19 protein-coding genes are annotated in these 19,316 nt (G+C 53.6%); 3 read left to right on the forward strand and 16 right to left on the reverse strand.

What is annotated here, in order from left to right; genetic code table 11:
• Positions 1–63: 63 nt before the first annotated feature.
• From acpP to yceD, 7 genes are all read right to left on the reverse strand, one after another.
• Positions 64–300: an acyl carrier protein gene (acpP, locus tag EOS98_RS13570; protein ID WP_000103754.1), complete on the reverse strand. Its 237-nt coding sequence runs from the start codon at positions 298–300 to the stop codon at positions 64–66.
• Positions 301–455: 155 nt separating this feature from the next.
• Positions 456–1,190, reverse strand: a complete 735-nt coding sequence (fabG, locus tag EOS98_RS13575) for a 3-oxoacyl-ACP reductase FabG (RefSeq protein ID WP_000007236.1) — start codon at positions 1,188–1,190, stop codon at positions 456–458.
• A gap of 12 nt (positions 1,191–1,202) precedes the next feature.
• On the reverse strand, positions 1,203–2,132 hold the full coding sequence (gene fabD / locus EOS98_RS13580; RefSeq protein ID WP_001529843.1) for an ACP S-malonyltransferase: 930 nt from the start codon (positions 2,130–2,132) through the stop codon (positions 1,203–1,205).
• A 15-nt stretch (positions 2,133–2,147) separates the two neighbouring features.
• A complete protein-coding gene (fabH, locus tag EOS98_RS13585) occupies positions 2,148–3,101 on the reverse strand; it encodes a beta-ketoacyl-ACP synthase III (RefSeq protein ID WP_000288148.1) in 954 nt (317 codons plus the stop codon).
• 79 nt (positions 3,102–3,180) lie between these two features.
• A complete protein-coding gene (plsX, locus tag EOS98_RS13590; RefSeq protein ID WP_001518286.1) occupies positions 3,181–4,260 on the reverse strand; it encodes a phosphate acyltransferase PlsX in 1,080 nt (359 codons plus the stop codon).
• 133 nt (positions 4,261–4,393) lie between these two features.
• The gene (rpmF, locus tag EOS98_RS13595; protein WP_000290727.1) at positions 4,394–4,567 is read right to left on the reverse strand and encodes a 50S ribosomal protein L32; all 174 of its coding nucleotides are present in this window, start codon (positions 4,565–4,567) and stop codon (positions 4,394–4,396) included.
• Between the two features lie 51 nt (positions 4,568–4,618).
• Positions 4,619–5,140, reverse strand: a complete 522-nt coding sequence (gene yceD, locus EOS98_RS13600) for a 23S rRNA accumulation protein YceD (RefSeq protein ID WP_001174492.1) — start codon at positions 5,138–5,140, stop codon at positions 4,619–4,621.
• A gap of 197 nt (positions 5,141–5,337) precedes the next feature.
• On the opposite strand from yceD, the gene EOS98_RS13605 reads away from it, so the two are divergent.
• Positions 5,338–5,922, forward strand: a complete 585-nt coding sequence (locus tag EOS98_RS13605; RefSeq protein ID WP_001137604.1) for a Maf family protein — start codon at positions 5,338–5,340, stop codon at positions 5,920–5,922.
• A 70-nt stretch (positions 5,923–5,992) separates the two neighbouring features.
• On the opposite strand, the gene EOS98_RS13610 is transcribed toward EOS98_RS13605, so the two are convergent.
• The 3 genes from EOS98_RS13610 to rluC all read right to left on the reverse strand — a co-directional run bounded on the left by EOS98_RS13610 (position 5,993) and on the right by rluC (position 8,279).
• On the reverse strand, positions 5,993–6,217 hold the full coding sequence (locus EOS98_RS13610) for a hypothetical protein (protein WP_000528430.1): 225 nt from the start codon (positions 6,215–6,217) through the stop codon (positions 5,993–5,995).
• Positions 6,218–6,420: 203 nt separating this feature from the next.
• Entirely contained in the window at positions 6,421–7,164 is a 744-nt protein-coding gene (locus tag EOS98_RS13615; protein WP_077905128.1) for a DUF3053 domain-containing protein, read from the reverse strand.
• A gap of 155 nt (positions 7,165–7,319) precedes the next feature.
• Complete coding sequence (gene rluC / locus EOS98_RS13620) at positions 7,320–8,279, reverse strand: 23S rRNA pseudouridine(955/2504/2580) synthase RluC (protein WP_126524139.1); 960 nt, start codon at positions 8,277–8,279, stop codon at positions 7,320–7,322.
• A 573-nt stretch (positions 8,280–8,852) separates the two neighbouring features.
• On the opposite strand from rluC, the gene rne reads away from it, so the two are divergent.
• Positions 8,853–12,059, forward strand: coding sequence for a ribonuclease E (rne, locus tag EOS98_RS13630; protein ID WP_126524140.1), 3,207 nt, complete (start codon positions 8,853–8,855; stop codon positions 12,057–12,059).
• 185 nt (positions 12,060–12,244) lie between these two features.
• Positions 12,245–12,703, forward strand: a complete 459-nt coding sequence (gene tnpA / locus EOS98_RS13640) for an IS200/IS605-like element IS200F family transposase (RefSeq protein ID WP_000502119.1) — start codon at positions 12,245–12,247, stop codon at positions 12,701–12,703.
• 323 nt (positions 12,704–13,026) lie between these two features.
• Here the strand turns inward: tnpA and flgL are convergent, their stop codons facing one another.
• From flgL to flgG, 6 genes are all read right to left on the reverse strand, one after another.
• The gene (gene flgL / locus EOS98_RS13655; protein WP_001223032.1) at positions 13,027–13,980 is read right to left on the reverse strand and encodes a flagellar hook-associated protein FlgL; all 954 of its coding nucleotides are present in this window, start codon (positions 13,978–13,980) and stop codon (positions 13,027–13,029) included.
• Between the two features lie 14 nt (positions 13,981–13,994).
• Entirely contained in the window at positions 13,995–15,656 is a 1,662-nt protein-coding gene (gene flgK, locus EOS98_RS13660; protein WP_000096422.1) for a flagellar hook-associated protein FlgK, read from the reverse strand.
• Between the two features lie 64 nt (positions 15,657–15,720).
• Positions 15,721–16,671: a flagellar assembly peptidoglycan hydrolase FlgJ gene (flgJ, locus tag EOS98_RS13665; RefSeq protein ID WP_000578685.1), complete on the reverse strand. Its 951-nt coding sequence runs from the start codon at positions 16,669–16,671 to the stop codon at positions 15,721–15,723.
• A complete protein-coding gene (locus EOS98_RS13670; RefSeq protein ID WP_001518955.1) occupies positions 16,671–17,768 on the reverse strand; it encodes a flagellar basal body P-ring protein FlgI in 1,098 nt (365 codons plus the stop codon). The genes flgJ and EOS98_RS13670 overlap by 1 nt, the downstream gene beginning before the upstream one ends.
• 11 nt (positions 17,769–17,779) lie before the next feature.
• Positions 17,780–18,478 carry a flagellar basal body L-ring protein FlgH gene (flgH, locus tag EOS98_RS13675; protein WP_001174897.1) on the reverse strand — a complete coding sequence of 233 codons (699 nt, stop codon included), beginning with the start codon at positions 18,476–18,478 and terminating at the stop codon, positions 17,780–17,782.
• 54 nt (positions 18,479–18,532) lie between these two features.
• A complete protein-coding gene (gene flgG, locus EOS98_RS13680; RefSeq protein WP_000625851.1) occupies positions 18,533–19,315 on the reverse strand; it encodes a flagellar basal-body rod protein FlgG in 783 nt (260 codons plus the stop codon).
• Position 19,316 lies beyond the last annotated feature (1 nt).

The following is a 19,316-nucleotide window of genomic DNA, read 5'->3' on the forward strand; positions in this document are numbered from 1 at the left end:
ATGATTCTAGTGGGACAAAAAGATAAAACTCAGGCGGTCGAACGACCGCCTGGAGATGTTCACTTACGCCTGGTGGCCGTTGATGTAATCAATGGCAGCCTGAACGGTGGTGATTTTCTCAGCTTCTTCGTCCGGAATCTCAGTATCAAACTCTTCTTCCAGAGCCATTACCAGCTCAACGGTGTCAAGAGAATCTGCGCCCAGGTCTTCAACGAAAGAAGCATTGTTGGTTACTTCTTCCTGCTTAACGCCCAGCTGTTCGCCGATAATTTTCTTAACGCGTTCTTCGATAGTGCTCATACTCTTAAATTTCCTATCAAAACTCGCTTTCGCGATGGTTTTCGTAGTGTATAAAATGTTGAAAAATTTGCAACTAAATCCCGGCAGGTCTTACCACGATTTTACGTTATTTTGCGGCCTTTCGCCCTAATAACGCAAATATTTTTCAATCGTGATTAAACCATGTACATTCCGCCGTTGACGTGCAGAGTCTCACCAGTGATGTAACTCGCTTCGTCAGAGGCTAAAAATGCAACCGCACTGGCGATTTCCTGAGCGCCGCCGAGGCGACCCGCAGGCACCTGCGCCAGGATACCCGCACGCTGATCGTCAGACAGCGCACGCGTCATGTCCGTTTCAATAAAACCCGGAGCCACAACATTGACAGTAATACCACGGGACGCAACTTCACGCGCCAGTGATTTACTGAAACCGATCAGGCCCGCTTTCGCCGCAGCGTAGTTTGCCTGACCTGCATTTCCCATGGTACCAACCACAGAACCAATAGTGATAATGCGACCACAACGCTTTTTCATCATAGCGCGCATTACCGCTTTTGACAGGCGGAAAACGGATGATAAGTTGGTTTCGATAATATCGTTCCACTCATCATCTTTCATTCGCATCAACAGATTATCACGAGTGATACCGGCATTATTAACCAGGATATCCACTTCACCAAATTCTGCGCGAATATTTTCCAGAACAGATTCAATAGATGCAGGATCGGTCACATTCAACATCAAACCTTTCCCGTTAGCACCTAAATAGTCGCTAATGTTCTTCGCACCATTTTCACTGGTCGCAGTCCCGATAACTTTCGCGCCGCGGGCAACGAGAGTCTCTGCAATTGCGCGGCCTATGCCACGGCTTGCACCAGTCACCAGCGCAATCTTTCCTTCAAAGCTCATGGTTTTCCTCTTTTATTGCGTAAGTGCCGCAGACAGCGCCGCCGGCTCGTTCAGCGCCGACGCTGTCAGGGTGTCGACAATACGTTTCGTCAGACCAGTGAGGACTTTACCTGGACCCACTTCATAAAGATGTTCAACGCCCTGCGCCGCGATAAATTCCACGCTCTTCGTCCACTGTACCGGATTGTACAACTGGCGAACCAGCGCATCGCGGATAGCGGCGGCATCGGTTTCACATTTCACGTCAACGTTGTTTACTACCGGCACCGTTGGCGCGTTAAAGGTAATTTTGGCTAATTCAACCGCCAGCTTATCTGCCGCTGGTTTCATCAGCGCGCAGTGCGACGGTACGCTCACCGGCAGCGGCAGCGCGCGTTTCGCGCCAGCGGCTTTACAGGCTGCGCCCGCGCGTTCTACCGCCTCTTTATGCCCGGCGATAACCACCTGTCCCGGCGAGTTAAAGTTAACCGGCGATACAACCTGCCCTTCGGCAGATTCTTCACAGGCTTTAGCAATAGAGGCATCATCCAGACCGATGATCGCAGACATGCCGCCAGTACCTTCCGGAACCGCTTCCTGCATGAATTTACCACGCATTTCCACCAGACGAACGGCATCAGCAAAGTTGATGACGCCAGCGCAAACCAGCGCGGAATATTCGCCCAGGCTGTGACCTGCCATTAACGCAGGCATTTTACCGCCCTGCTGCTGCCAAACGCGCCAAAGCGCGACGGAAGCGGTTAATAACGCCGGCTGCGTCTGCCAGGTTTTATTCAGTTCTTCCGCTGGACCTTGCTGGGTGAGCGCCCACAGATCATATCCCAGAGCCGCAGAAGCTTCAGCAAACGTTTCTTCTACGATAGGGTAATTTGCCGCCATTTCGGCCAACATCCCAACGCTCTGAGAACCCTGACCGGGGAACACAAATGCAAATTGCGTCATGTTTAAATCCTTATACTAGAAACGAATCAGCGCGGAGCCCCAGGTGAATCCACCCCCGAAGGCTTCAAGCAATACCAGCTGACCGGCTTTAATTCGCCCGTCACGCACAGCTTCATCCAGCGCGCACGGCACAGAAGCCGCGGAGGTATTGCCGTGCCTGTCCAGCGTGACGACGACATTGTCCATCGACATGCCGAGTTTTTTCGCTGTCGCGCTAATGATACGCAGGTTAGCCTGATGCGGCACCAGCCAATCGAGTTCTGAGCGATCCAGGTTATTAGCCGCCAGCGTCTCATCGACAATATGCGCCAGTTCAGTGACCGCCACTTTAAAGACTTCATTGCCCGCCATCGTCAGGTAAATCGGGTTATCCGGATTTACGCGATCGGCATTCGGCAGGGTCAGTAATTCACCGTAACGGCCATCGGCATGAAGATGAGTGGAGATAATACCCGGTTCTTCAGAAGCGCTCAGTACGGCCGCGCCTGCGCCATCGCCGAAAATAATGATCGTACCGCGATCGCCAGGATCGCAAGTGCGGGCTAATACATCGGAACCGACCACCAGCGCGTGTTTAACCGCGCCGGATTTAACGTACTGGTCGGCGATGCTTAACGCGTAGGTGAAACCTGCGCACGCTGCCGCGACATCAAACGCCGGGCAACCTTTAATACCGAGCATACTTTGAATCTGACATGCCGCGCTTGGAAATGCATGCGTTGCTGATGTGGTAGCCACCACAATCAAGCCAATTTGGTCTTTATCGATCCCCGCCATCTCAATCGCGCGATTCGCAGCGGTAAAGCCCATCGTCGCGACAGTTTCATTCGGCGCGGCGATATGGCGTTCACGAATACCTGTACGAGTGACAATCCACTCGTCAGAGGTCTCAACCATTTTTTCCAGATCGGCGTTAGTCCGCACTTGTTCGGGCAGATAGCTGCCAGTACCAATAATCTTCGTATACATGTACGCTCAGTCACTTTTCGGTTATATACCGTTACCTGTAAACGTCTGGCACGCTGGCGGCGCCGGGGAGACAGCGATATTATCTGTGCGCCCGCAGGTTTACGCCTTTGCCATCGTCCAGCGGTTCAAATCCGGCTGGGTATACAGATTCCAGGCGAGCGGCAATTCGCTGAGGAACTTGTCGCTGCACCGCCTGCACTGCCTGTTCAATCGCGACTGCAAATGCTCGCTGATTGGCCGCACCATGACTTTTTATCACCGTGCCGCGCAATCCTAACAGACAGGCGCCATTATACTGGTCGGGGTTGAGGTGACTGAATCGCCTCGTCAGGCTTTTTTGTAACCAACGTTTTAATAACAGCAGCCACCACGACCGTTTTTTCCCCTCGCCCTGTGATTTCAGCAGTGAAAGGAACATTCTGACAACCCCCTCCATCGTTTTAAGTGTGACATTGCCTGTAAAGCCGTCACACACCAGTACATCGGTTTTTCCCGTCAGTAACTCATTCGCCTCAAGGTAGCCGATGTAATTGATGGTTGGGACTGTTTTTAACATTAAAGAGGCTTCGCGAATACTGTCGAGGCCTTTGGTTTCTTCTTCCCCGATATTGAGTAGCGCCACGCGGGGATTTTTGATCCCGACGACCTCTTCCGCCAAAACGGCGCCCATCACGGCAAACTGCACCAGCATGGTACTGTCACAGTCGACGTTGGCACCCAAATCAAGCACTACCGTTTTGCCCTTTTGCTGGTGCGGTAATACCGTCACCAACGCCGGACGCTCAATCCCCTCAAGAGGCTTGAGCAATAATTTCGCCAGCCCCATCAGCGCCCCGGTATTACCGGCGCTAACGCAAGCTTCGGCTCGGCCTTCTTTCACAAGCTCCAGGGCCACACGCATGGATGTCCCGCGACTGGCGCGGATCGCCTGCGAAGGCCGGGCATCACTGGCAATAACTGACTGTGCAGGGATAATCTGCAGACGCGAACGTTGTTCAAAGTCAGCTTTGGCAAGTAATGGCGTGATAATATCGGGATTCCCGACTAAAAGAAGAGTGAGCTGCGAATTAGCGTTCAGTGCCTGCAATGCTGCAGGCACCGTCACGGAAGGACCAAAATCGCCCCCCATGACATCTAACGCCAGGGTTAGACGTGTCAAGGTATCGTCGCTGCCTGGTTCGGTGTTCTCCGCTTACGCGGAGAAATCCTCACTAAGCTTTATCACGCTTGTACTCTTCGGCTTTTACACCACAGGCACGCCTGTGATGCAAAAGGCATCGAGTATCGCGCGATTACTTAGCGATGACCTTACGGCCGCGGTAGTAACCGTCGGCAGTGATGTGGTGACGCAGGTGTTTTTCACCAGAAGTTTTGTCTACAGACAGGCTGGTGACTGCGGTCAGAGCGTCATGGGAACGACGCATGCCACGTTTGGAACGGGTTGGTTTATTCTGTTGTACGGCCATGGACCTTACTCCTCAATTACGGTTTATCCCTGCGTCCGCGGGGAAGACCTATTACTTACGCTTTAAGCTGGCTAATACGGCAAATGGGTTTGGCTTTTGCGCTTCATCAGGCAGTTCGCCAAAGACCATGTCCGCCTCGGACACTTCACAGTGTTCAGAATCATGCACCGGAACTACCGGCAAGGCGAGGATGATTTCATCTTCAACCGTCGCCAGCAGATCGATTTCGCCGAATTCGTTTACCTCAATCGGCTCATACGCTTCCGGCAGTGCTTCAGCCTGCTCGTCGGAACGGACAGGGCTAAAACAATACGTTGTGTGAACCTGATGGGTAAACGGTTTCCCGCAACGCTGGCATTCGAGCGACACCGTAACGACCGCATCGCCGGTTAAAACGGCGAGACGCTGGTTATCGATAGCGAACGACATGGAGCATTCCACATCACTGTCCACACTGACTACAGATTCGGCAACGCGCTCAACCTGATCGGGGGTATAGATACCCTGGTAATCAAGGCGTTTTTGAGCGGTACGAACCGGATCAAGAGTCAGGGGTAATTTTACCTTTTGCATAGGGCGCGCATATTAACTTCGTAACGTCATATAGTCAAAGAAAAAGGCAGCCTGCGGTTGCCTTTTGCCAATAATTCGCACACATTGCGGGTTACAGACTTATTTTCGCTCAAGACGAGTCAGTATGACAGGCTTGAAGACCGAAGAGCATAGTTTAAGATGGCTCTCATCATTACGCTATATCTGAGGGAAAAAATATGCCCCGTCTCATCCTTGCGTCTACCTCTCCCTGGCGTCGCGCGCTGCTGGAAAAGCTGACGATTCCTTTCGAATGCGCCGCGCCGGATGTTGATGAAACCCCCATGCCGGGCGAAGCGCCGCGTCAGTTGGTGCTGCGGCTGGCGCAGGCGAAGGCGCAATCGCTCGCCGCGCGTTTCCCGAATCATTTGATTATTGGCTCCGACCAAATTTGTGTTCTGGACGGTGAAATCACCGGCAAACCGCTGACGGAAGAAAAAGCGCGTCAGCAATTAGCCAAAGCCAGCGGAAATATTGTGACGTTTTATACCGGACTGGCACTGTATAACTCCGCCTCCGGGCACTTACAAACCGAAGTGGAGCCTTTTGACGTTCATTTTCGCCATTTAAGCGAAGCGGAAATAGACGACTATGTCCGTAAAGAGCATCCGCTGCACTGCGCGGGAAGTTTTAAAAGCGAAGGTTTAGGCATTGCATTATTTGAGCGCCTGGAGGGTCGCGATCCGAACACGCTGATCGGCTTGCCGCTTATTGCTCTGTGCCAGATGCTGCGACGGGAAGGCTTCAACCCGCTACTGCAGTAAACGGATATTCTGTAGGCTTTTCAAATACCGCTAAAAGCCGTTTCTGCACGTGTTGGTAGTTATCTCCCGTTTATTGGGGAGCAGTTTCGACCGCTTCCAGTTCTAACCAACTGGAAAGCGCTTGTTGTGAACAATTTAGCGCCTGCCGATCTTCACTCTCTTCGTGCGGGCCCGTTTCCTGGTCAATCCATTCACCGACCAGAAAAAAAGCATTGGTATTACGAACCGATGTACGGTGCGTTTTATCCCATAGGGTATCAACAGCGGTGTACGTGCGCGTTAATGAATTCCCCATCTCAGTTCAGTTTTGTAAAAACACATGTTCTCAATACTCGCCTGACGCGCTCTACGGCGTCAAAAGCGGCTTACAAACTTATTCTCGCGAGCAACTCTCAGGACGTTTACTGTCCTGAAACCTTCCCTTTGCGACTCGTTAAATTCCATCTCGCGATGAGTTTACGCCCCCCCTAACATTGCTTCACCTCACGACACATTCCTTTAATTAACGCCGCCAGCATCAGCCGCATCTTGTTGACTATTTATAAATTCAACCATCTGCTGCGTAAGATGGTTTATATCATTCTGCGTAATGAAAAAATTAACTTGTTGATCCTGAAAGTGTTCTTTTGCTGCCTGGTCGGCAAAAACCGCTTTTCCATTCGTTTCAAAGCGGACTTTATTTCCCTGTTTTTGCAGAAACTCGCCCATTGCGACCAGTTGGTCGAGCCGCTTTCCGCGCAGAAAATAATAGCGAGTCATCGTCTCATCCAGCGGTGTTACGGTTTTATTCCACGCAGCGTCAAAGACAGGCTTCACATCAGAGGGGAGCTTTAAAGCAGAATATTTTTTTCTGTTTTCACTACTCACATTTTTCAACCGAAGGATAAATCGATTGTTTACGTCACGAGCCACACGTAGCTCGTTCAGGAAAACCAGATTATCACGCTCAGACTGGATAACACCGGTGATCTTATCCTCCTGGCCGGTCTCATACACCACAGCAAAGATTTGCCCGTAGGCAGTTAATAGTACATCGTAGTCATCGGCGTAATGACCAAAAGCCTGACGTTGGGCTGGCGTCAACTCACAGACGCCCACCACGGGAGACGTAATGATTTGCGTATTCAAATACTCAACGAAAGCCCGTCGTGAACTATCGCCCTTCCCTTCGCAACCGGCCAACATCGCGATCACGAGCGGCACGATAACGTATTTTCCCCAACGCTGAGTAAATGAGCGCATCCAGCTAGTATTGGCCATCTGTTCGTCCTTAAACACGCCGAAATCCGGATCGCAAGAATAAACAGTACACAACGGTAAAAATGCGTCGGATACAGCAAAACAAAAATATTATGAGAAAAGTGAGATTCGGGCAGATAACCTGCCCGAGAGAGGAACTATTTTGCGTTACGCAGCACCTGCAGACAGCGCTTCAGGGCGTTATCCATGGGCGCTTCAATGCGCATGACATCGCCCGTTCCCGGATGTGTGAACTTCAGCACCGCGGCGTGCAGAAAGAGACGTTTAAGACCGGTTCCCGCTTCGGTAAGCTGTTGATCAAACTCACGGTCGCCGTAGCGATCGTCGAACGCAATAGGGTGACCGGCATATTGGGTATGTACGCGAATCTGATGCGTACGGCCCGTGACCGGGCTACAGCGCACCAGCGTGGCGAAGGCATAACGCTCTTCCACCTTGAAGCGCGTTTCTGACGGTTTACCTTCCTGGCTCACGCGGACAATGCGTTCGCCGCTTTGCAGAATGTTCTTTAATAATGGCGCCTGTACGGTTTTAACGTGCGATTGCCACTGGCCGCGCACCAGCGCCAGATAATCTTTCTGCATTCCCTTTTCGCGCAGTTGCTCATGCAGCGAACGCAGCGCGGAGCGTTTTTTCGCCACCAACAGCACGCCGGAGGTATCGCGGTCAAGACGATGCACCAGTTCCAGGAATCGCGCTTCCGGACGCAACGCCCGCAGCCCTTCGATGACGCCAAAACTTAACCCGCTCCCGCCGTGTACGGCGGTGCCGGAAGGCTTATTCAGCACCAGAATATGGTCGTCTTCATACAAAATGACGTCCGCCAACGCCGCCACTTTTTGCAAATGCGGCGACACGGCCTCTTCTTCGCGTTCAGCAACGCGAACCGGCGGAATGCGGACTTCATCACCCGCTTCCAGTTTGTATTCCGGTTTAATGCGTTTTTTGTTCACCCGCACCTCGCCTTTACGCAAGATGCGATAAATCATACTTTTTGGTACCCCTTTCAGTTGGGTGCGCAAAAAGTTATCAATGCGTTGCCCCGCTTCGTCAGCGGCGATAGCAACAATTTTTACGGATGGCGTTTCTGTTTTCATGGGGGGCGATTCTAAATAGCCTGTGAGATTCGCGCCACACATTTTTCTATGCTTATAGAGACGTCTACGCCAGTGGATGAACATTTTTCACTGCGGTTTTGCTGGTTATTAAAGCGATTGGCTCACGCTGGTGAAAAAACTGTGAGTAAGCGGGTGATAAATGGTAAAAGTCATCTTGCTATAACAAGGTTAGCAGTGGAATAATGATGCGGTTTCCGCACCGAAACTTGTTAAAACAAAAAGTTTAGCGGAATAACCCATTTTGTCTGACCGATCATCAACGCAGCAATGGCGTAAGACGTATTGATTTTTCAGACAGTTAGCGGGCTGCGGGTTGCAGTCCTTACCGGTAGATAGGATCTTCTCTGGAGAGTAATGCCCAGGCTGCTTCCCTGATAATTGCGCTGTGTTTCCGTATGAAATACAGGCAACCGACACTCTGCGCCTCTTTGAGCTGACGATAACCGTGAGGTTGGCGACGCGAAATAGTCACGAGGCCATCGGTTCATGCCCGGTAAGGCGTCACCATGCCCGCAGCTTAGTCGTCAACGTAAGAATAATGAGTAAGTTACGATGAAAAGAATGTTAATCAACGCGACTCAGCAGGAAGAGTTGCGCGTCGCCCTTGTAGATGGGCAGCGTCTGTACGATCTGGATATAGAAAGCCCCGGACACGAGCAGAAAAAAGCGAACATCTATAAAGGCAAAATTACCCGTATTGAACCGAGCCTGGAAGCGGCTTTTGTTGATTACGGCGCAGAACGCCACGGTTTCCTCCCGTTAAAAGAAATTGCCCGCGAATATTTCCCCGCTAACTACAGCGCTCATGGTCGCCCGAACATTAAAGACGTGTTACGCGAAGGCCAGGAAGTCATTGTTCAAATCGATAAAGAAGAGCGCGGCAACAAAGGCGCGGCGTTAACCACCTTTATCAGTCTGGCGGGCAGCTACCTGGTACTGATGCCGAATAACCCGCGCGCGGGTGGTATTTCCCGTCGCATTGAAGGCGACGATCGTACCGAGTTAAAAGAAGCGTTGGCCAGCCTGGAACTTCCTGAAGGGATGGGGCTTATCGTGCGTACCGCAGGCGTGGGTAAATCCGCCGAAGCGTTGCAGTGGGATTTAAGCTTCCGCCTGAAACACTGGGAAGCCATTCAGAAAGCCGCTGAAAGCCGTCCCGCGCCGTTCCTGATCCATCAGGAAAGCAACGTCATCGTACGCGCGTTTCGCGACTATCTGCGTCAGGATATCGGTGAAATCCTGATCGACAATCCCAAAGTGATGGAAATGGCGCGTCAGCATATCGCCGCGTTGGGCCGCCCGGATTTTAGCAGCAAAATTAAGCTATACACCGGTGAAATCCCGTTGTTCAGCCATTACCAGATCGAATCGCAGATCGAGTCTGCGTTCCAGCGTGAAGTGCGCCTGCCCTCCGGCGGCTCCATCGTCATTGACAGTACCGAAGCGTTAACCGCCATCGATATCAACTCCGCCCGCGCGACTCGCGGCGGCGATATCGAAGAAACCGCGTTCAACACCAATCTCGAAGCGGCCGATGAGATTGCCCGTCAGTTGCGTCTGCGCGACCTGGGCGGCCTGATCGTTATCGACTTTATCGATATGACGCCGGTACGTCACCAGCGCGCGGTAGAAAACCGTCTGCGTGAAGCGGTACGTCAGGACCGGGCGCGTATTCAGATTAGCCATATTTCCCGCTTCGGCCTGCTCGAAATGTCTCGTCAGCGCCTGAGCCCGTCGCTGGGCGAATCCAGCCATCACGTGTGTCCGCGCTGTAGCGGTACCGGCACCGTGCGCGATAACGAATCTCTGTCGCTGTCCATTCTGCGCCTGATTGAAGAAGAAGCGCTGAAAGAGAATACGCAGGAAGTCCATGCCATTGTTCCGGTGCCGATCGCCTCTTATCTGCTTAACGAAAAACGGACGGCAGTGAACGCTATTGAGACGCGTCAGGATGGCGTCCGCTGTGTCATCGTCCCGAACGATCAGATGGAAACGCCGCACTATTCCGTGCTGCGCGTACGCAAAGGGGAAGAAACGCCGACCCTGAGCTACATGCTGCCGAAGCTGCACGAAGAAGCGATGGCGCTGCCTTCTGAAGAAGAGTACGCCGAGCGTAAACGCCCGGAACAGCCTGCGCTGGCGACATTCGCTATGCCAGATGTGCCTCCGGCGCCGACGCCTGTCGAACCGGCGGTTAGCGTCGCCACGGCGAAAAAGGATAATGTTGCCGCCGCGCAGCCTGCCCAGCCGGGTCTGTTTAGCCGCTTCCTTAACGCGCTGAAACAACTGTTCAGCGGTGAAGAAACGAAAGCCGTCGAAACAGCCGCGCCGAAAGCGGAAGAAAAAGCGGAGCGTCAGCAGGATCGTCGCAAGCCACGGCAGAACAACCGTCGCGATCGTAACGAACGCCGCGACACCCGTGATAACCGTGCCGGACGTGACGGCGGCGAGAGCCGCGACGATAATCGTCGTAACCGTCGCCAGGCGCAGCAGCAAAATGCGGAAGCGCGCGATACCCGCCAGCAGGAAACGGCGGAAAAAGTGAAAACCGGCGATGAGCAGCAACAGACGCCGCGTCGCGAACGAAGCCGCCGCCGCAATGATGACAAGCGCCAGGCGCAGCAGGAAGTAAAAGCGCTTAACCGCGAAGAACAGCCTGTCCAGGAGACCGAGCAGGAAGAACGCGTTCAGCAGGTTCAGCCGCGCCGCAAGCAGCGTCAGCTTAATCAGAAAGTCCGCTTTACCAACAGCGCAGTGGTTGAAACGGTTGACACGCCGGTCGTCGTCGACGAACCACGCCCGGTTGAAAACGTTGAACAGCCCGTTCCAGCGCCGCGTACCGAGCTGGCGAAAGTTGATTTACCTGTCGTCGCCGATATCGCGCCGGAGCAGGATGATAGCGTAGAACCTCGCGATAATACCGGTATGCCGCGTCGCTCCCGCCGTTCTCCGCGCCACCTGCGCGTAAGCGGTCAGCGTCGCCGTCGCTATCGTGACGAGCGCTACCCGACACAATCGCCGATGCCGTTAACCGTCGCCTGCGCGTCGCCGGAAATGGCGTCCGGTAAAGTCTGGATCCGCTACCCGATTGTCCGTCCTCAGGAAACGCAGGTTGTTGAAGAGCAGCGTGAAGCAGATCTGGCGCTGCCACAACCGGTTGTCGCTGAACCGCAGGTTATCGCTGCGACCGTAGCGTTAGAACCACAAGCGTCGGTACAGGCGGTAGAAAACGTTGCCGTTGAGCCGCAGACCGTCGCCGAACCACAGGCGCCGGAAGTCGTCGAGGTCGAGACAACGCATCCGGAAGTCATTGCCGCGCCGGTTGATGAACAGCCGCAACTGATTGCCGAAAGCGATACGCCGGTGGCGCAAGAGGTTATTGCTGACGCCGAACCGGTAGCAGAAACCGCCGACGCGTCCATTACGGTGGCTGAAAACGTGGCTGATGTTGTCGTTGTCGAGCCAGAAGAAGAGACAAAAGCGGAAGCGGCTGTTGTGGAGCACACGGCAGAAGAAACAGTTATCGCACCGGCCCAGGTAGTGGAAAAGCCGCAGGACGTTGTCTGCGTTGACGACGATCATAACCACGCCAGCGCGCCGATGACGCGTGCGCCAGCGCCGGAATATGTGCCGGAAACCCCGCACCATAGCGACTGGCAGCGCCCTTCCTTCCACTTTGAAGGTAAAGGCGCGGCAGGCGGACACAGCGCTACACGTCATGCCAGCGCCCCGGCGACACGCCCACAGCCGGTAGAATGATGTAAATGCTGATACAAAGCCGACCGCCAGGTCGGCTTTTTTGTCTATGGAAAACCCCCAGCTAGGCTGGGGGTTCCGGAAAGCTTTCAGCTTTAAGCCAGTTATTAAAACCCCTTTTGATTTGTTAAAACATCTTGCGGTCTGGCAACTGCAAAAGTTCAACAAGAAATCAAAAGGGGGTCCCAATGGGGGACGAAAAGAGCTTAGCGCACACCCGATGGAACTGTAAATATCACATAGTTTTCGCGCCCAAATACCGAAGACAAGCGTTCTATGGAGAGAAGCGTAGGGCAGTAGGCAGCATATTAAGAAAATTGTGTGAATGGAAAAACGTACGAATTCTGGAAGCAGAATGTTGTGCAGATCATATTCACATGCTTCTGGAGATCCCGCCGAAGATGAGTGTGTCGAGCTTCATGGGATATCTGAAGGGTAAAAGTAGTCTGATGCTTTACGAGCAGTTTGGGGATCTAAAATTCAAATACAGGAACAGGGAGTTCTGGTGCAGAGGGTACTATGTCGATACGGTGGGTAAGAACACGGCGAAGATACAGGACTACATAAAGCACCAGCTTGAAGAGGATAAAATGGGTGAGCAATTATCGATCCCTTATCCGGGCAGCCCGTTTACGGGCCGTAAGTAACGAAGTTTGATGCAAATGTCAGATCGTATGCGCCTGTTAGGGCGCGGCTGGTAAGAGAGCCTTACAGGCGCATCAGAAAAACCTCCGGCTATGCCGGAGGATATTTATTATGCCCCTTACAGGGCGATGCCTCACCCCATGGCGTCTTTTAGTCACTCCAGGCGTTTATGAGATCGGGCGGGATAATACGTACGGATGGCGTCGCTACGGGCGCGACAATATGACCACTAACTCAATGACGACTAAAAAAATGCCCGCGCCGGGGTGGATGGCGCGGGCAGACAAAACATATCCAGTTTCGTGATATGTTTCAAAAAGAGGCGTTACCGGTTCAACTGGAAAAGCGACATTCCCTGCATGTCGGTAAACGTTTTATAGGACGCCTGTAATGCCGCCTGTTGCATGACGTAGGAGGAAATGACCGAGTTCCAGTCCACATCTACCAGGTTGCTCATCTGCAGTTTCTGTCCCAGCGCACGATCGCTTCCCAGTGAATCCAGCGTACTGAGTTCGCTCAGTTGCGTTCCCAGTTCCGCACGAACGGTCAGGACGTTATTAAGCGAATTTTTTAAGCCGCGATTGGTTTTATCAATGGCGGCAGCGGCCTTTTCTTTTTCCACGTCATTGCCTTCCACCGGGGTCTTGAGTGCGGCAATTGCCGTATCGAGCATGACAAACAGATTCTTTTCGGAGTCCGAGCCATCCGGTTCCGGCACCGCATTGCTGGTGATGCTATTAAAAATTTGCGCTCCCGTATGGCCAATTACCATCGTGCGTGCGGAATCCACCTGCTGGGTAACACTTTTCTCGCCGCCATGATAACCACCTGTCGCCTGGTCGAATGGCGCCGCTTCCGTTTTATACCCGGCAAAGATATAGCGACCATTGCCGTCAGTGCTGTTTGCCAGGTTCATCAGCTGATCGCGGATGCCCTGTAAATCCGTCGCCAGCGACGCGCGGTCATCGTCGCTTAACGTGCCGTTTCCGGCGTAGACGATTTTTTCCTGCGCGGTTTGAATCGCCGTCGTCACCTGACTGAGTACGCTTTCTTCCAGCGACACTTTTTGGGTGGCAAACGTACGCGCCAGGGCGTACTGGCTATTCTGCGCCTGCGCCTGAGAGAGTACTACCGCCTGCGACGCGGCGATCGGATCGTCAGATGGGTTGGTAACGCGCTTACCGGTAGACATCTGCTCGCCCAGCTTCATCCATTCGGCCTGAGAATTAGTGATGCCGCTCATATTTTGTTCGTACATCATCTGGGTACTGATACGCATGTCATCCTTCTCCTTTAGCGAATATTCAATAACGCATCAAACAGCGCATTCGCGGTCTGCAATACTTGCGCATTCGCCAGATAATACTGCTGATAACGCTGCAAATTGCCGTACTCTTCGTCGAGGTTAACGCCGGAAACCGACTGTTGCTGTTTATAAAGCTGTTTAACCACATTCGCCTGCGTGGTGCTGCTGGTTTTCAGCGTTGACGTTTTGTTACCCACATCGCTGACCAACGTGGCGTAAGCATCGTTAAAAGTTTTGTTGCCGCCCACTACATTGCTGTTTTGTAAGTCCAGCAATGCCTGACCATTGCGGTTATCGCTGTCGCCGGTATCCACGTCAGGATCGAGTTTTGACTCAGACGCCATCGCAATCTCGGCTTCATTCGTCACTTTAACGTTCATGTCGACGATAGCATTGCTGACCGGCTTGAGAAGAAAACTGTCGTTTTTCTGTGCGCCGGTCCCTACCGTCACTTTCAGACCGTCAATCTCCAGTTTTCCGTCAGCATCTTTTGTCGCCGTGAAGGTGGTGTTATCCGCAGTGCGAGTAACCTGCCAGTCTGTACCGTCAAAAACAATCTTATAATCCGTCGCCTGAACCTTCGTGCTGTCGACCACCTTAGCGGTTAGCGATACCGTTTTATCGGCATTATTACTGTTGCTATATACCACCGGCGAGCCAATGCTAAAGAAGTCTTTCCCTTTATTGCCGTCGGCGTCATAACCTTTGGTATGCTGCGCGTTAAACGCATCGGCAAACGCCAACGCCAACTGGCCCAGCGTATTACGAGTCTGATCCAGATCCTGAGAACGGAACGTCAGTAGCCCGCCGAGCGAACCGGTGTTCAGCAACTTTTCCGGAATTTCGATGTTACCGGCGGCCTCATCGACATAAGCGACAGTCGTTCGCGTCGGGTCGGCGCTGGAGGGAACCGCCGCCAACTGACGCGCCGTCGCCCCCTGCACCAGCGTATAGCCATTGGCCATCGTCAGGTTATAGGTGCCGCCGTCCTGTACACTCACCTCGACGCCAACGATCTTGTTAAGCTCGCTGACCAACTGATCACGCTGATCGAGCAGGTCGTTCGGCGATGCGCCCGCGCCTACGCCCGTCATACGGGAGATTTGATCGTTCAGGTTAGCTATCTGCTTCGCGTAATTGTTGATTTGCGCCACGCTGGAGCCAATCGCGATATTGACCTGTTTATCCTGATCGCGCAGATACTGATCGGTGGTTTTGAACTGGTTTACCAGCCCTTCCGCTTTACCAATCAGCGCCTGACGCGCCGCAGGATCTTCCGCATTACTGACTAACGTTTGCAGGCTGGTAAAAAAACTCTGCAACGAACCAGACAGTGAGCTGGATTTATCGGCCAGCAGGTTGTCGATTTTCGACATCTGTTCATAGCGCGTGGTCAAGCCGCTGCTCTGGTTTTGCGCGCCGCGTAGCTGATTAGTGATAAACGCATCATATTCGCGCTGTACGCCTGAAACGTAAACGCCATTACCTATCCAGCCGCCAGCCCCTAACGTACTGTTTGCCTGCGCCAGAATAGTTGTCTGCCGGGTATAACCCGCAACGTTATAATTGTTGATGTTATTACTGACCGTATTTAACGCGGCCTGCGCGGCGTTAAGTCCGCTCATGGCGTGATTAATCAAGCTGGACATGATGGTTCCTTTTAATCCTTCAATACTCGTTGTTATCGGCAGCGACTACGTGGACTTGAGCAATTTAAAAGAGATTGTCGAGATTCGCGCTGTAGGTTTTGCTGACCTTTTCACTCATCGCTTTCAACTGCTGAATCATGCTGGTCAATTTACGCGCGTAATTCGGGTCAGTGGCGTATCCGGCGTTTTGCAGAGCCACTGCGCCTTGCTCTGCCGTGGCGGCAGTGGTCACGGCAGCGTAGCGTGGGTTACGCGTTAACAGCGCGACATAATCCGATAACGCCTCCAGATACGAGCTATAGACGCGGAATTTCGCTTTCACTTTTTTCGCTTCGCCATTTTCGTATTCAGTGGTGGTGATTTCCGTCACCGGCCCTTTCCAACTGGCGGTCGCTTTCACGCCAAATACGTTATAGCTGGGTTCGCCATTCTCCCGCAGGATTTGCCGCTGCCCCCAGCCGGACTCCAGCGCCGCCTGCGCCAGAATCAGATGATGCGGCACCCCGCTTTGTTCGCTGGCCAGCCTCGCCGGGAGCGAAAGCCGGGCCAGAAAGTCTTTACTGTCGCCGGAGAGCGGCGCATCGCTGCTGTCCGGCGTTTTCGGTATGGCTTTGCGCACCAGTTGGGTCAGCGCCTGATTTTGATAGCTGTTTACCGTCTCCAGGGAGAATTTAAGCGGTACTTGCGGCGCATCATCTGCAGGCATCGTCTGCCCGCCCGTCATCTGTTTAACCATCATATCCGCCAGCCCCAATCCCTTACCGGCGGTCATCTGCTGGGCGATCTGCTGGTCATACATGCTGGTATACAGACGCGTCTGATCGCTGCTGAATAAACCATCTTTGGGTAAAGCCTCACGCATACTTTTCAGCATCATCTGCACAAACATCCCTTCCACCTGACGGGCCACAGGACGGATATTCGCCGCCGGGTCCTGGCCCGCTTTCGCTTTCAGTTCGTTCAGAGATTGCGCATCCCAGGCCGCGCTGGCCAGCAATTTACCGTCTCCGATCATCAGATGATTTCCAGTTTGGCGCGTAGACAGCCCGCGCTCTGCATGGACTGCAAAATCGACATCAGGTCCATCGGCGTCGCGCCAAGCGCATTCAGCGCACGCACTACGCTGTTCAGATTGGCGCTGGAACGCACGCTCTGTAGCGATCCGCCGCTCTGACGCAAATCTATCTGAGTCTGTGGCGTCACCACGGTCTGCCCGCCGCCAAATGGCGTATTCGGCTGGTTGACGTTGAGCTGGCGATTGACTGTCACTGACAAATTGCCCTGCGCCACAGCGCAGCTATCCAGCGTGACTTCCCGATTCATGACCACCGAACCGGTACGCGAGTTGATCACGACTTTTGCATCCTGCGGCGTCACGTTGACTTCCATATTTTGAATGTCCGCCAGAAAACGCACCTGCGAGCTGTTGCCGCTGGGCACGCGCACCTGTACCGTTCGCGCATCAAGCGCAGTGGCGCTGCCGTAACCGCGGGCGCGGTTAATGGCGTCGGTAATTTGCTGCGCCATCGTAAAATCTTCGTCGTTCAATTGCAGATTAATGGTGTTGCCAGCGCCGAACTGAGTCGGCAACTCGCGTTCGATAATCGCGCCGTTAGTGATGCGTCCGCCATTAAGCTGGTTAACCTGCACGCTACTGCCGCCTGCGGAAGCGCCCGCGCCACCGACCAGAATATTGCCCTGCGCCAGAGCATACACCTGGCTGTCCACCCCTTTTAACGGCGTCATTAATAACGTCCCGCCACGCAGACTTTTAGCGTTCCCCATTGAGGAAACGACGACATCGATCGTTTGTCCCTGTCGCGCAAAAGGCGGATACGACGCCGTCACCATCACCGCCGCCACGTTTTTCAACTGCATATTGGTGCCGGTGGGGACCGTAATCCCCAGTTGTGACAGCATGTTATTCAGCGTCTGGGTGGTAAATGGCGTCTGGGTCGTCTGGTCGCCCGTACCGTCCAGCCCGACCACCAGCCCGTAGCCGATCAGCGAGTTTTCCCGTACTCCCTGGACACTGGTCAGATCCCGGATACGCTCGGCGTGCGCCAGAGTGGCAACCAGTGCCAGAACGATTCCTGCAAGAGCTTTAAACACATACACCTCGCTTACATCGGCGACAAATTAAGGAAGAAACGTTGCAGCCAGCCCATATTTTGCGCTTCGTTAATATAGCCGTTCCCGACATATTCAATCCGCGCATCCGCCACCTGTGTCGAGGGAACAGAGTTGCTGCCGCTGATGGTGCGTGGATTTACCACGCCGGAGAAGCGGATGAATTCCGTTCCCTGATTAATCGCGATCTGTTTTTCCCCCACGACGTGTAAATTGCCATTGGCCAGAACCTGATCGACGGTCACGGTCAGCGTGCCGCTAAAGGTATTGCTGGCATTCGCGCCGCCTTTGCCGTTAAAAGAGTTGCCGCCGGAGGCCTCCATATCCGCGCGGGAATTACCGAATAATCCCTGCAGATAACGCGGTACCGTATCAAAACCAAAGCTGGTTTTGCCGTCGCGACTGGCATTTGCCGACGAGCTTTTACTGGCGCTGACGTTTTCCTGTAACACAATCGTGAGCGTATCGCCGATATTACGCGGTCGACGATCTTCAAAAAGCGGCTGATAGCCATAATTAATCGGCTGCGCAGACTGAAATATGGAGCCATTCGCCACCGGTACCGGGCCAGGTATCGGCTGCGCCGTGGTCGCCCCCTGCACGAGCGGTTTAGCGGGTATCCAGGCGCATCCTGTCAGCGTCGCGACCATCAGGGCCATAACTGGGTAAGCGTGAAGCGCGTATTTTTGCATTACCTTCATCTTCAAAATCAGGGAGCCGGTGGCGTATCCCCCACCGGCGGCCCCTTAGAGTTGCGTCAGTTTCTGCAGCATCTGATCGGTCGTCGATACTGCTTTACTGTTAATTTCATAGGCGCGTTGAACCTGAATCATATTCACCAGCTCTTCCGCCACGTTAACGTTCGACGTTTCGACATACCCTTGATACAACAACCCCGCGCCGTTGAGCCCCGGCGTGCTTTCGTTCGGCGCGCCGGACGATTGCGTTTCGATATAGAGGTTCTCGCCGATGCTTTCCAGCCCGGTGTCGTTCATAAAGGTGGTCAGGTTAAGCTGCCCGACCTGAACCGGCGCGGCCTGCCCCTGCTGGGTCACGCTGACCACGCCGTCGCGGCCAATCGTGATGCTTAACGCGTTGGCCGGAATGGTGATTGCCGGCTGCACCTGAAAACCGCCCGCCGTCACCAGTTGACCATTCTGATCCACCTGGAAAGAGCCATCGCGGGTATAAGCAGACGTACCGTCCGGCAGCATGACCTGGAAAAAGCCCTGCCCTTTAATCGCCACATCTTTACTGTTGTTGGTCTGCGACAGGTTCCCCTGACTGTGCAGACGCTCCGTGGCGACCGGACGCACGCCGGTACCGATTTGCAGCCCTGAAGGCAGCGTCGTCTGCTCGGACGACTGCGCGCCCGGCTGGCGGATGGTCTGATACAACAGATCTTCAAATACCGCGCGCTGACGCTTAAAACCATTGGTGCTGACGTTTGCCAGGTTATTGGCAATCACATCCATATTGGTTTGCTGCGCGTCCAGACCGGTTTTGGCGATCCATAATGAACTGATCATA

The sequence above is a fragment of the Salmonella sp. SSDFZ69 genome (assembly GCF_004010755.1).
GTDB lineage: Bacteria > Pseudomonadota > Gammaproteobacteria > Enterobacterales > Enterobacteriaceae > Salmonella > Salmonella enterica.

What these genes read in the sequence shown, in the direction of transcription:
- flgH (WP_001174897.1), bottom strand. Translation starts at nt 18,478, where the DNA reads ATGCAAAAATACGCGCTTCACGCTTACCCAGTTATGGCCCTGATGGTC.
- fabG (WP_000007236.1), bottom strand. Translation starts at nt 1,190, where the DNA reads ATGAGCTTTGAAGGAAAGATTGCGCTGGTGACTGGTGCAAGCCGTGGC.
- yceD (WP_001174492.1), bottom strand. Translation starts at nt 5,140, where the DNA reads ATGCAAAAGGTAAAATTACCCCTGACTCTTGATCCGGTTCGTACCGCT.
- tnpA (WP_000502119.1), top strand. Translation starts at nt 12,245, where the DNA reads ATGGGGGACGAAAAGAGCTTAGCGCACACCCGATGGAACTGTAAATAT.
- flgK (WP_000096422.1), bottom strand. Translation starts at nt 15,656, where the DNA reads ATGTCCAGCTTGATTAATCACGCCATGAGCGGACTTAACGCCGCGCAG.
- flgG (WP_000625851.1), bottom strand. Translation starts at nt 19,315, where the DNA reads ATGATCAGTTCATTATGGATCGCCAAAACCGGTCTGGACGCGCAGCAA.
- acpP (WP_000103754.1), bottom strand. Translation starts at nt 300, where the DNA reads ATGAGCACTATCGAAGAACGCGTTAAGAAAATTATCGGCGAACAGCTG.
- EOS98_RS13610 (WP_000528430.1), bottom strand. Translation starts at nt 6,217, where the DNA reads ATGGGGAATTCATTAACGCGCACGTACACCGCTGTTGATACCCTATGG.
- EOS98_RS13605 (WP_001137604.1), top strand. Translation starts at nt 5,338, where the DNA reads ATGCCCCGTCTCATCCTTGCGTCTACCTCTCCCTGGCGTCGCGCGCTG.
- EOS98_RS13615 (WP_077905128.1), bottom strand. Translation starts at nt 7,164, where the DNA reads ATGCGCTCATTTACTCAGCGTTGGGGAAAATACGTTATCGTGCCGCTC.
- fabH (WP_000288148.1), bottom strand. Translation starts at nt 3,101, where the DNA reads ATGTATACGAAGATTATTGGTACTGGCAGCTATCTGCCCGAACAAGTG.
- flgL (WP_001223032.1), bottom strand. Translation starts at nt 13,980, where the DNA reads ATGCGTATCAGTACCCAGATGATGTACGAACAAAATATGAGCGGCATC.
- rne (WP_126524140.1), top strand. Translation starts at nt 8,853, where the DNA reads ATGAAAAGAATGTTAATCAACGCGACTCAGCAGGAAGAGTTGCGCGTC.
- rluC (WP_126524139.1), bottom strand. Translation starts at nt 8,279, where the DNA reads ATGAAAACAGAAACGCCATCCGTAAAAATTGTTGCTATCGCCGCTGAC.
- rpmF (WP_000290727.1), bottom strand. Translation starts at nt 4,567, where the DNA reads ATGGCCGTACAACAGAATAAACCAACCCGTTCCAAACGTGGCATGCGT.
- fabD (WP_001529843.1), bottom strand. Translation starts at nt 2,132, where the DNA reads ATGACGCAATTTGCATTTGTGTTCCCCGGTCAGGGTTCTCAGAGCGTT.
- flgJ (WP_000578685.1), bottom strand. Translation starts at nt 16,671, where the DNA reads ATGATCGGAGACGGTAAATTGCTGGCCAGCGCGGCCTGGGATGCGCAA.